This is a genomic window from Kaistia sp. MMO-174, assembly GCF_037147815.1.
Taxonomy (GTDB): domain Bacteria; phylum Pseudomonadota; class Alphaproteobacteria; order Rhizobiales; family Kaistiaceae; genus Kaistia; species Kaistia nematophila.
In genome coordinates this window covers 253,614-264,974 of record NZ_JBBCUO010000001.1, presented here as the reverse complement: position 1 = coordinate 264,974, position 11,361 = coordinate 253,614, and the positions used below count along the sequence as shown (strand labels likewise).

Genomic DNA, 11,361 nt, shown 5'->3' with positions numbered 1-11,361 from the left:
CAACCGATTCCAGCCGCGACCGCGGCGCATGATGGGAGCCCGGACGGATCCGGGAGCCATGCCCGGACCGGGGCCCGGGCATGGACGATCGATCAGGCGGCGCGCGACAGCCGTTCCGCACGGGCGGCGCGGGTCGCCGCCTCGTCGATGGCGAAGTCCTCGCCGATCACCACGCCGTAGTCCGCGAACGCGCCATCCCGCGTGACATAGCCGTCGATGACGTCCTCGCGGACCGCCTCGGGCGGGCGCTCCATGGCCTCGCCCCAGCCGCCGCCGCCGCCGCGAATGGTGCGGATGGCGCCGCCGGCCTCGAGCGGGTGCATGAAGGCGTATTCGGGGATCTCGGTCTCGACGCCGTCGGGCGTCGCCAGGTAGACGCGGTTCGAGGCGCCGTGTTCGCCGCCGACCATGCCCTTGGCCGTATGGCGCACGCCCTCCATCATCACGCTGGTCTGGTTGGGAACCAGGTGCTGCGTGATCGTCTCGAGGCCGGGCGCGCCGCGCCAACGGCCGGCGCCGGTCGCGTCGGACACATATTCGTGCTTCAGGATCCGGGTCGGGTACTGGATCTCCGTCATCTCGATCGAAGGCAGGATCACGCCCGTCATCAGCGGCGGATAGAGGCCCCAGCCGTCGGTCTCGTAGGCGGCGCCCGCACCGCCGGTGAAGCCGATGAAGTTCAGGAACACCCACATGCGCTCGTCGTCATAGCTGCCATAGGACATGGCGAGCGGCATCTTGTGCGCATTGACGCCGACGCGCTTGGGGGCGCATTGCGCCAGCGCCAGCAGCACCGCCTCGGTCACCTCGGCGCCGGCCGAGCAGGTGCAGGTGCCGACCGGAGCGGGCCGGTTCGGGTTGATCACCGTTCCCTCGGGCGCGATCACCGTCACCGGCGCCATGCAGCCCTCGTTGATCGGGATGTCCTCGTCGCAGCAGGTCGTCAGCCCGATGAAGATGAACGACATCGTGTTGGCGATCGGGCTGTTGATGAAGCCCTTCACCTGCGGATCGGTGCCGGTGAAATCGAGCGTCAGGTCCGATCCCTTGACGATCGCCTTGCAGGCGACCTTGACGTCGCGCTGGCCCTGGTAGTCGTGGTCGACGAAGGTCTCGGCGTAATATTCGCCGTCGGCCCAGCTCTCGATCTCGGCCCGCACGCGGCGCTCGGAATAATCGACATTCGACTGGATGGCGGTGCGCACGGTGTCGAGGCCGTAGCGGTCGAACAGCTCGCCGATGCGCCGGCTCGCCAGCTGGCAGGCGCCGATCATCGAATCGAGATCGCCGTTGATCCAGTGCGCGATGCGGTTGTTGGCGACGATGAGGTCGAACATGTCGGCCCGCTTCTCGCCGCGCTCGACGATCTTGACCGGCGGCATGACCAGCCCGTCCTGCCAGACGTCGCGGGCATGCGGATTATAGCCGCCCGCGACCGGCCCGCCGACATCGCCCATATGGGCGCGCACCGCCGGGAACAGGATCGGCTTGCGGTCGTGGAACACCGGCGTGACGATCACGAGATCCGGGATATGCGTGCCGCCATTGTAGGGGTCGGAGGCGAGGATGACGTCGCCCGGCTGCAGATCGTACTTGAACGCGTCGATCGCGCGGTCGACCGCCATGGCCACGGCGTAGAGATGCAGCGTGCAGCCCGGCGACTGGGCGACGAGACGGGACTTCATGTCCTTCATCTCGAAGATGGCGGTGGTGAAGTCGTGCGCCTCGTTGAACACCGGCGACCGCGCCGTACGCGTTACGGTGGCGCTCATCTCGTCGGCGATCGTGTTCAGCGAGCCGGCGACGACCTGCGACAGAACAAAGCTTCTCTTATCCATCGACGCGCTCCGCATAGGCCGGATAGACGAATTCGATCAGGCCGCCCGGCGGGATCACCACCAGCACGGCACTCTCCAGGACCCGGCGCACGCCTTCGACGACCAATGTCAGCCGGCCGCGCGGGCCGCCCTGGTCGCGCGGCACGAAGAAATTGCCCTCGAGCTCCGGCCCGTCATTGCGGATGACCGCGTGGATCAGGCCGTCATCACCGATCTCGCGGCTGACGAGGTTGAAGTGCTCGCGCGCCTCCAGCACCTCGGCCGACGGCATCTGCCGGCGACCGGCGAGCACCGGCGGTCCCCAGCCCTGGGCGGAGAGCGCGAAGCCGGGATCGAGGCTGATCGGCGGGTTGTCCTCGGCGCCGATCGGCAGGAAGGCGAGCACGGCCGGCTGCACGCCGTCGAGCCGAGCCTCGTCAGGGGCCACGCCGCCATGCAGCGCCGCGCGCACCAGCCGCACCAGATGATGCGCCGTCACCGCGTCCGAGAGCCCGGTCGCAGCCGGCATCACCGGATCGACCAGCGAACCCTTCGGAGCCGTCATGCTGACGAGCTGCAGATGGCCGTCGTTCAGCGTCGTCGTGTCGAGCGTCTCGGCGAGCGCCGCGACCAGCGCATAGCCCTTCGCCTGGCCGGGCGTCATGTTGTAGGGGCCGGAGCGGTTGGCGCCCGTCCCGGCGAAATCGAGCGCGAGCTGCCCGTCCGTCGTCCGGACATTCACGGCGAGATCGACCGCCTGGTCGGCGGAAATGGAGATCGGAGCCGTCTCGGTCCGGTCGACGGCGCCGTAGCGCTCGGTGATCTCCGCGGCGCCGAGCGCGCGGCTGTGCGTGATCGTGTAGGCGATGGCCGCCTCGGTCGCCTTGCGGCCCTTCTCGTCCATCAGCGCGACGAGCGAGGCCGAGGCGGCGCGGAGCGCCGAGACGATTGCCTCGATGTCGGCGCGGACCTGGCTCTCGGCGCGGCTGTTGCGCAGCATGAAGCGCAGCGCGTCGCGCTGCAGCAGGCCGTGTCGATAGAGCTTCAGCGGCGTGAAGCGCACCGCCTCCTGCCAGGTCTCGGACGCGAAGGGATGCAGCGATCCCGGGAACTCGCCGGCGAGATCCGCCATCTCGGCGCGGACGGCCGGGAAGAGCACCAATTCGCCCTCGTAGAACAGCGGCGCCGCGATGGTGAGCGCCTGCGGCGTCGAGCCGCCGCTATAGGGATCGCCGACAAGGACGATGTCGCCCTCGCCGAGATTGAAGGCGAAGCGGTCGAGCAGGGCCGCGACGCTGTCGCGGATCAGGAAGACGTGGCTGGCGTCGTACTGCGCCTGGGCTACGAGCTGCGGCTCGCCGGTCAGGAGGGCCGCGGCATAGCGCCGGCCCTCGGTCAGGCCCGGCGAGCGGGCGGTCCGGCCGACCGTCTCGGCCAGCTCCCGGGCGATCGCCGCGATGCGGCTGTAGATGATCTGGGAGCGGATCATCAGGCCGCGCGCTCCGTCACGGAGCGGGCCTGGCCGATCTCGATGATCACGTTGCCATAGGCGTCGATCAGGCATTCATGGCCCGGATAGACGGCGATCGTCGTGCCCCATTGCTCGATGATGGCGGGGCCCGGAATGAAGCTGCCGGCCCTGAGCTTGCCGCCGTCATAGACCGGCACGGTGGTCGGCTCGATGTCGAAATGAACCGGCCGCTCGCCCTTCTTCGCCGCCGAGGCGTCCTCGTCGCCGAACTCCTGCGGGATCATGCGCGGCCGCTCGCGCACGCCGATCAGGTCGAGGCGCAGCGTCAGGATCTCCACCGGCTGGCTCGGATCCTTGTGCGCGAACAGCCGCTCATGCAGCTCGTGGAAATCGCCGAGCGTGGCGTCGAGGTTGAGCTTGGTGATGCGGCGGGTGCGCGAGCGGATCGGCACCGTCACCTCATGCACCTCGCCGACATAGTGCATGTCGAGGCTGCGCTTGATCTCGAAATTGCCGGCGACCGCCTGGCCGGCGAGGCGGCCGCGCGCCCGCTGCTCCATCTCCTGGAACAGCGCGTTCAGCGCCTCGAAATCGAGCTCGTCGACGCGGCCGATATGGGTGCGGCTCTCGCTGATCTTCAGATCCGCGACATTGTCGCCGAGCGCGCAGAACACCGGCGCCAGGCCCGGCACGATCACCGTGCGAATGCCGAGCTCCTCGGCCTGCTTGCCGGCATGGATGCCGCCGGCGCCGCCCGCCGCGACGAGCGCGAACTGCTGCGGGTCGCGGCCGCGCTTGGTGGTCACCAGGCGGGTGGCGTTGGCCATGTTGGAATTGACCAGCTCGATGATGGCGGACGCTGCCTCGATCACCGAGAGGCCGAGCGGCTCGGCCACCTCGCGGCGCACCGCATCGACCGCCTTCGCGCGGTCGAGGACCATCTCGCCGCCGAGGAAGAAATCGGGATTGAGCAGGCCGAGCACGACATTGGCGTCGGTGACGGTCGGGCGCGTGCCACCACGGCTGTAGCAGGCCGGGCCCGGATAGGAGCCGGCGCTGGCGGGACCGACCTGCAGCGCGCCGCCGGCATCGACCCAGGCAATCGAGCCGCCGCCGGCGCCGATCGTGTGGATGTCGAGCATCGGCAGCGCGATGCGGTAGCGGCCGATCCAGCTTTCGGTGGTCACCGCCGGCTGCAGGTTCTCGATCAGCGCGATGTCGTAGCTGGTTCCGCCCATGTCGACGGTGATCAGGTTGTCATAGCCGGCCATCTCGCCGAGATAGGAGCCGGCGGTGACGCCGCCGGCCGGCCCCGACAGGAGCGTGTTGACGGCATAGCGGCCGGCCTCCTCGGCCGAGAGCACGCCGCCATTCGACTGGATGATGAAGAGCTCGCCCTTGAAGCCCTGGCTGCGCAGGCGCTCTTCCAGATGGGTCAGATAGGCGTTGACGCGCGGGCCGACGAAGGCGTTGACCGTGGTGGTCGAGACGCGCTCGAACTCGCGGATCTCCGGCAGCACGTCGCAGGAGAGCGAGATGAAGGCATCCGGCAGCATCTCGCGCACGATCTCGGCGGTGCGGCGCTCATGCGCGGGATTGACGAAGGAGAACAGGTAGCAGATCGCCACCGCATCGACGCCCTGGCGGCGGAATTCCTCGCAGGCGGCGCGCACCTCGGCCTCGTCGAGCGGCGTCAGCACATTGCCCAGATGGTCGACGCGCTCGGCAACGCCGATGCGCGAACGGCGCGGCACGATGGCGTGGGGCGGCTTCAGGCGCGGGTCGAACACGCTCTCCTTGTAGGAACGGCGGAACTCGATCTCGTCGCGAAAGCCCTTGGTGGTGATCAGCCCGACCTTGGCGCCGTTATATTCGAGCAACGAGTTGGTCGCGACCGTCGTGCCATGCACGATCAGAGGCAGGTCGCCGAGCAACTCGGTGAGCGAGCGGCCCAACTCGCCTGCAAGTCGTTCCAGCGCGTTCAGTACACCGTCAGATTGATCCGGCGTCGAAGGGGTCTTTGTCGATCGGAACTCACCATTGGGGCCGATGGCGACAAGGTCCGTAAAGGTTCCACCAACGTCAATACCGACATTCCAATTCGACATCACGACTTCCTGACCGCTTTATAGGCATCGAGTGGTTAAATAATAAGTTCGATGCATAGAAATTATCGCCGCAGCGATAGCGCGGCCGTTCTACCAGAGGCACGCTAGCAACATAAGGAATTTCGTTTCAACAAAAATTGTGATTTCGATATGAACTTCTACAATTGACGTTTGTTTTGAAACGATAGACGGTGTCAGCCGTCCTTTGTGAGCCTATTGTGCCCTAAACTCGCATATATTCGCCCCGACCAGGCTACGCACCCGGGCTGGCGACGGATGTGGCGATCGAGATCCGCAAGCCAATCGAGGATTGACTCATGTCTGGAATTTCCGCGCGCGTCCGGGCCGGTGCCCTGGCTCTCGCGCTCGCCGCGACGGCCGCCGCGCCGCTCGCCGCGAACGCCGCCGAGGGCCCGTTCGTCATCAACTACTCCCTGCCGCCGCCGACGCTCGATCCCACCATCGTCTGCGACATCGCCGATGACGGCTTCATCGCACCACTCTACACGCCGCTGCTGCGCTACGAGGCGAAGCCGGTTGCCAACGCGCCGGAAGGCGTGAAGGTCACAACCGAGGACACGACCAAGATCGTCGGCTACCTCGCCGAGAGCTACAAGGTCTCGGACGACGGCAAGGAACTCACCTTCAAGCTGCGCGACGGTCTGAAATTCCCGAGTGGCAACCCGCTCGACGCGGCCGCGGTCAAGGCATCGCTCGAATTCACACTGAAGAGCGGCACCTGCGGCACCTACTTCTTCGAGGCGGCCCAGTTCGGCAACACCGAGGCGATCGAAGCCCCGGACGCCACGACGCTGGTGATCAAGCTGAAGCGCGGCGAGCCGCTGCTGCCGCATGCACTGACCCAGCCCAATACGGGCATCATCGACATCAAGGCCGTGGAAGCGAATGGCGGCAAGGCCTGGCTCGCCGGTCATGCGGCCGGCAGCGGCCCCTACCTGCTCGCCGACTACCAGCCCGGCGTCCGCGCCGTCTTCAAGGCCAATCCGGACTTCTTCGGCGAGGCGCCGCGCGAGAAGGACGTGATCGTCAACTTCATCACCGACAACGCCACGCTGCTGCTGCAGGCCCGCAACAAGCAGGCCGACGTGACGCTCGGCCTGTCGAAGGCCTCGGTCGAGAGCCTGAAGGGCGCCGATGGCCTCAAGATCATCGAGGTCCCGACCGCGCGCTGGCAGCTGATCGGCCTGCCGAACCAGACGGCGCCGTTCGACAACGCCAAGTTCCGCGAGGCGCTCTCTTACGCCCTGCCCTATGAGGCGATCCTGAAGAACGTCGCGCATGGCTATGGCGAACTGTTCTACGGCCCGTACCCGCCGCAGTTCCCGGCCTTCAAGGCCGAGCTCGGCGCGCCGCGCGCCTATGACCTCGAAAAGGCCAAGGCGCTGCTCGCCGAATCCGGCGTGAAGACCCCGGTCAAGGCCGAGATCATCATCCGCGAAGGCCAGAACGACCAGGAGCAGATCGCCACCATCGCCCAAGGCGCGTGGTCGCAGATCGGCGTCAACCTGACGATCCGCAAGTTGCCGGCCTCCGGCTACCAGGAAGCCGTCGGCGCCAAGACCAAGACCGCGGCGATCGTCCGCTTCGACGGCCCCTCGGTCGACGATCCGGCCTGGCTGCTCGACTACGACATGCGCTGCGCGTCGCTCTACAACACGAGCAATTACTGCAGCAAGGAAGCGGAAGCCCTTCTCGACACCCGTCATGACCTGAAGACGGATGCCGAGCGGCAGGCGCTCTGGGACAAGATCGCCAAGATCTGGCTGGCCGACAGCCCGCGCATTCCGGTCTATGCCGACGTCTACACCGCCGTCGTCTCGGACGGCGTCAAGGACTGGCACTTCGCCCAGGACGGTCCGTTCGACCTGAACCTCTGGGGTCGCTAGCGTCAGCTTGCCGGCCGGGCACGCCCCGGCCGGCGTCTTCGAATACGGGCGCGCGGTCCACAGGCCGCGCGCCGTCCTTTGCATGCGGAGCACATTCTTGAAACGAGCCTGGGTTGGCACCGCGCTGCGGCGGATCGGCGACGACAAGGCGTTCGCGCTCGCCATCCTGATTGCCGCCCTCCTGGTGCTCGGCGCCCTGCTAGGCCCCTGGCTCTGGCCGCTCGGCCCGCTCGACATGGATTTCGGCGCCCCGCTCGCCGCCCCATCCCTCGCCCATCCCATGGGCACGGACAGCAATGGCCGCGACGTGCTCGCCCGTTTCCTGTCCGGCGCCCGCATCTCGCTCGCTGTCGGCGCCGTCGTGGTGTTGGCCGGCCTCATCGTCGGCGGCGCGATCGGCGTCGCGGCGGGTATCGGCGGCCGCGCCGTCGATACCGTCCTGATGCGCATCATCGACGCGCTCGCCGCCTTCCCGCCCCTGATCCTCGCCATGGCGGTGACGGTCGGCCTCGGCGTCGGCCTGGAGACGGCGGCGATCGGCATCGCACTCTCCTCCGTGCCCTTCTTCGCCCGCCTGATGCGCGGCGACATCCTGAAGATCCGCACCATGCCCTTCGTCGAGGCGAGCGTGGCCATGGGCGCGAAGCGCGGCCGCATCATCGGCCGCCACCTGCTGCCGCACACCGCGCCGACCATGCTGGTGCAATGCGCCTCGGTCTTCGGCTACGCCATCCTGACGCTGGCGGGCCTCGGCTTCATCGGCCTCGGCGCCCAGATCCCCGAGCCGGAATGGGGAGCGATGATCACCGACGGCATGCAATATGCGCTGACCGGGCAATGGTGGCTGGCGCTCTTCCCCGGCCTTGGCGTGCTGCTGGCGGTGATCGCTGCAAACCTCCTCGCCGACCGGCTCGAGGAAGCCTTGAACCCGCGCTCCGCGCGCAACCAGGTGCGCTGACATGCTGCGATTGATCTCGGGCCGCGTCGTCACCTCGCTGATCTCGCTCGTCGGCGCGTCGCTGATCGCCTTCGTGCTGCTGCGCCTGACGCCCGGCGATCCGGCGCGGCTCTTCCTCGGCCAGTTCGCCGGCGAGGAAGCGGTGCAGGCGCTGCGCGCCGAACTCGGCCTGAACGGCTCGATCCTGAGCCAGTACCTGATCTACATGCAGCGCTTCCTCATGGGCGACTGGGGCTTTTCCTATTCGACCGGCCAGTCGGTCGCCGGCCTGCTCCTCGCCCGCTTCCCGGCCACCGTCGAACTCGGCCTCTTCGCCTTCCTGTTCGCCTTCGTCGCGGCGGTCGCCTGCGCGCTCGTCGCCGTCTACCGACGCGGCCCGATATCCGACGCCGGCGCCCGGGCGGCCTCCTTCTTCGCCCAGGGCGTGCCGCCCTTCTGGTTCGGCCTGATGATGCTGTTGATCTTCTTCGAGGGCTTCGGCTGGCTGCCGGGCCCGGAGGGACGGCTCGGGCTGCGCATCATCCCGCCGCCTACCGTCACCGGGCTGCTCACGGTCGATTCGCTCCTCGCCGGCGACTGGGCCGCGTTCCGGGACGCGATCCGCCACCTGATCCTGCCGGCGATCACGCTCGGCCTGATGCCGTTCGGCTTCCTCTACCGGCTGCTCCGCGCCAATCTCGAAGGGGTGACGCGCGAGCCCTTCATCACCGTCGCGCGCGGCCGCGGGCTGACACGCTGGGCCGCCTATGTCCGCCACGCGCTGCCCAATGCCTTCCTGCCGACGCTGACCGCCGCCGGCCTGCTGTTCGGCCAATTGCTCGCCGGCAGCGTGCTGGTCGAACGGGTCTTCGTCTGGCCGGGCGCCGGCGCGCTCGTCACCGACGGCGTGCTGAAGCAGGATTTTTCCGTGGTGCAGGCCTTCATCCTGCTCTCCGCCTTCATCTATGTGATCACCAGCCTGATCGTGGACATTCTGGCGGCCATGCTCGACCCGCGCATCGCCCAGAGCCAGGGAGGCGGCCGATGAGCACACCCGCCAACGGCGCGCCACTGCTGGACGTGCGCGGCCTCACCACCGAATTCGCCACCCGCACCGGCGCGGTCGCGGCCGTCCGCGACGTCTCGCTCATGGTCCGGCGCGGCGAGAAGGTGGCGATCGTCGGCGAATCCGGCTGCGGCAAGTCCACCCTGGCGCTCTCGATCCTCGGCCTGATCGACAAGCCCGGCCGCATCGCCGCCGGCGAGATCGTGCTCGACGGCCGGAACCTCGTCGGCCTCCGCGAAAGCGCCATGAAGTCGATCCGCGGCAAGGTCGTGTCGCTGATCTTCCAGGACCCGATGGGGGCGCTCGATCCGATCCAGACGATCGGCGCGCAGATGATCGACACACTGCGCCGCCACCAGCCCGGCCTCTCCCGCAAGGCGGCGCGCGCCCGCGCGGTCGAGCTGCTGCGCGAGGTCGAGGTGCCGGCAGCCGAGCGTCGGCTAGACGACTATCCGCACCACTATTCCGGCGGCATGCGCCAGCGCGTCATGATCGCCATCGCGCTCGCCAATTCGCCCGACCTGATCATCGCCGACGAGCCGACGACGGCGCTCGACGTGACGACGCAGGCGCAGGTGCTGTCGCTGCTGGAGCGCGTCGTCGCCGACCATGGCGTGGCGGTGCTTTTGATCACCCACAATCTCGGCGTCGTCGCCGAATTCTGCGACGTGGTGCAGGTCATGTACGCCGGTCGCATCGTCGAGCGCGGCCCGACCGAGGCGATCCTCGCCAAGCCGACCCATCCCTATACGCAGGCGCTGCTCGAGAGCATTCCGGATCCGGCCCGGATCGGCACCCGGCTCCGCGCCATTCCCGGCATGCCGCCGGATCTCTCGGCCATGCCGACCGGCTGCGCCTTCGAGCCCCGCTGCTTCTTCGGTAACGGCCGCGAGATCTGCCGCAACCGCCAGCCCGCGCCGGTCGCGATCGAAACCTCGGCCGGGCCGTCGCTGGTCGAATGCCATTTCGCCGCCGAACGGGCCGCGCGTACGAACGAGGTCGTCGCATCATGACCGGACGCGACACACCCCTCCTCGTCGTCGACAGGCTGGAAAAGAGCTTCGCCGCCCGGAGCGCCAACCCGTTCAAGCCGAGCCACGAGAAACTGCGCGCCGTCGACGGCATCTCGTTTTCGGTCGGGCGTGGCGAGACCTTCGGCCTCGTCGGCGAATCCGGCTGCGGCAAGTCGACGGCGGCGCGCGCCATCCTGCGCCTCGTCGAGCCGACCGGCGGCCGCGTCACCTTCGACGGCATCGATGTCGCCGCCCTCGCGCCGGAGCCGATGCGGCAGTTGCGCCGGCGCATGCAGATGGTGTTCCAGGACAGCACCGGCACGCTCGACCCGCGCATGAGCGTGCGCGACCTCGTCGAGGAACCGCTGATCGTGCACGGCATCGGCGACGGCAAAGAACGCGGCGCCAAGGTCGACGCCATGCTGGAACTGGTCGGCATCCGGCCGGAATTCGCCGATCGCCGGCCGCATCAGTTTTCCGGCGGCCAGCGCCAGCGCATCGGCATCGCCCGCGCGCTCGTGCTGGAGCCGGAGCTGGTCGTGCTCGACGAGCCGATCTCGGCGCTCGACGTCTCGGTGCAGGCGCAGATCCTGAACCTTCTCAAGGACCTGCAGGACAAGCTCGGCCTCTCCTACGTCTTCATCGTGCACGACCTGACGATCGCCGAGTTCTTCTGCGACCACCTCGCCGTGCTCTATCTCGGCCAGGTGATGGAGAGCGGCAGCGCGAAGACGCTCTTCGCCGATCCGCAGCACCCCTATACCGTCAGCCTGCTCTCCGCCGTGCCGCGCGTCGGCGCCAAGGTGGGTAGCCGCATCGTGCTGGAGGGCGAGGTTTCGCCGCTCGGCAGCGGCGCCAGCCAGGGCTGCGTGTTTCGCGCCCGCTGCCCGGTCGGCAGGAACCGCCCGATCTGCGCCGAGGAACGGCCCGCACTCCGGCCACACGGCGCGGAGGATCACACGGTCGCCTGCCATTTCCCGGGCGAACTCAGCCTGGCCTCGGCCTGAAGGCACCAGGCCCGCCGAAGGAGCCCGCGCCGGAG

Annotated in this window: 8 protein-coding genes; 5 read left to right on the top strand and 3 right to left on the bottom strand. The window is 68.3% G+C overall.

Going from position 1 to position 11,361, the window contains the following annotated elements; all coding sequences use genetic code 11:
* Positions 1-92: 92 nt before the first annotated feature.
* From WFK98_RS01070 to WFK98_RS01060, 3 genes are read right to left on the bottom strand one after another with little or no spacing between them, the layout of a single operon-like run.
* Positions 93-1,838 (bottom strand): hydantoinase B/oxoprolinase family protein, encoded by a 1,746-nt coding sequence (locus WFK98_RS01070; RefSeq protein WP_266340871.1) that lies wholly within the window; start codon positions 1,836-1,838, stop codon positions 93-95.
* Positions 1,831-3,306 carry a hydantoinase B/oxoprolinase family protein gene (locus tag WFK98_RS01065; RefSeq protein WP_336798987.1) on the bottom strand — a complete coding sequence of 492 codons (1,476 nt, stop codon included), beginning with the start codon at positions 3,304-3,306 and terminating at the stop codon, positions 1,831-1,833. Before WFK98_RS01065 ends, WFK98_RS01070 begins: the two co-directional genes overlap by 8 nt.
* A complete protein-coding gene (locus tag WFK98_RS01060) occupies positions 3,306-5,396 on the bottom strand; it encodes a hydantoinase/oxoprolinase family protein (protein WP_336798986.1) in 2,091 nt (696 codons plus the stop codon). The genes WFK98_RS01065 and WFK98_RS01060 overlap by 1 nt, the downstream gene beginning before the upstream one ends.
* Before the next feature lie 317 nt (positions 5,397-5,713).
* Here WFK98_RS01060 and WFK98_RS01055 point away from each other — a divergent pair, with 317 nt between their 5' ends.
* From WFK98_RS01055 to WFK98_RS01035, 5 genes are all read left to right on the top strand, one after another.
* On the top strand, positions 5,714-7,303 hold the full coding sequence (locus WFK98_RS01055) for an ABC transporter substrate-binding protein (protein ID WP_336798985.1): 1,590 nt from the start codon (positions 5,714-5,716) through the stop codon (positions 7,301-7,303).
* Positions 7,304-7,400: 97 nt separating this feature from the next.
* A complete protein-coding gene (locus WFK98_RS01050) occupies positions 7,401-8,261 on the top strand; it encodes an ABC transporter permease (protein ID WP_336798984.1) in 861 nt (286 codons plus the stop codon).
* A gap of 1 nt (position 8,262) precedes the next feature.
* Positions 8,263-9,288 (top strand): ABC transporter permease, encoded by a 1,026-nt coding sequence (locus WFK98_RS01045; RefSeq protein WP_336798983.1) that lies wholly within the window; start codon positions 8,263-8,265, stop codon positions 9,286-9,288.
* Entirely contained in the window at positions 9,285-10,319 is a 1,035-nt protein-coding gene (locus WFK98_RS01040; RefSeq protein WP_336798982.1) for an ABC transporter ATP-binding protein, read from the top strand. The genes WFK98_RS01045 and WFK98_RS01040 overlap by 4 nt, the downstream gene beginning before the upstream one ends.
* A complete protein-coding gene (locus tag WFK98_RS01035; RefSeq protein WP_336798981.1) occupies positions 10,316-11,326 on the top strand; it encodes an ABC transporter ATP-binding protein in 1,011 nt (336 codons plus the stop codon). Before WFK98_RS01040 ends, WFK98_RS01035 begins: the two co-directional genes overlap by 4 nt.
* Positions 11,327-11,361: the final 35 nt, after the last annotated feature.

Excerpts from the sequence above, each read along its gene's own strand:
- WFK98_RS01070 (WP_266340871.1), bottom strand. The coding sequence starts at position 1,838 with ATGGATAAGAGAAGCTTTGTTCTGTCGCAGGTCGTCGCCGGCTCGCTG.
- WFK98_RS01045 (WP_336798983.1), top strand. The coding sequence starts at position 8,263 with ATGCTGCGATTGATCTCGGGCCGCGTCGTCACCTCGCTGATCTCGCTC.
- WFK98_RS01055 (WP_336798985.1), top strand. The coding sequence starts at position 5,714 with ATGTCTGGAATTTCCGCGCGCGTCCGGGCCGGTGCCCTGGCTCTCGCG.
- WFK98_RS01035 (WP_336798981.1), top strand. The coding sequence starts at position 10,316 with ATGACCGGACGCGACACACCCCTCCTCGTCGTCGACAGGCTGGAAAAG.
- WFK98_RS01040 (WP_336798982.1), top strand. The coding sequence starts at position 9,285 with ATGAGCACACCCGCCAACGGCGCGCCACTGCTGGACGTGCGCGGCCTC.
- WFK98_RS01060 (WP_336798986.1), bottom strand. The coding sequence starts at position 5,396 with ATGTCGAATTGGAATGTCGGTATTGACGTTGGTGGAACCTTTACGGAC.
- WFK98_RS01065 (WP_336798987.1), bottom strand. The coding sequence starts at position 3,306 with ATGATCCGCTCCCAGATCATCTACAGCCGCATCGCGGCGATCGCCCGG.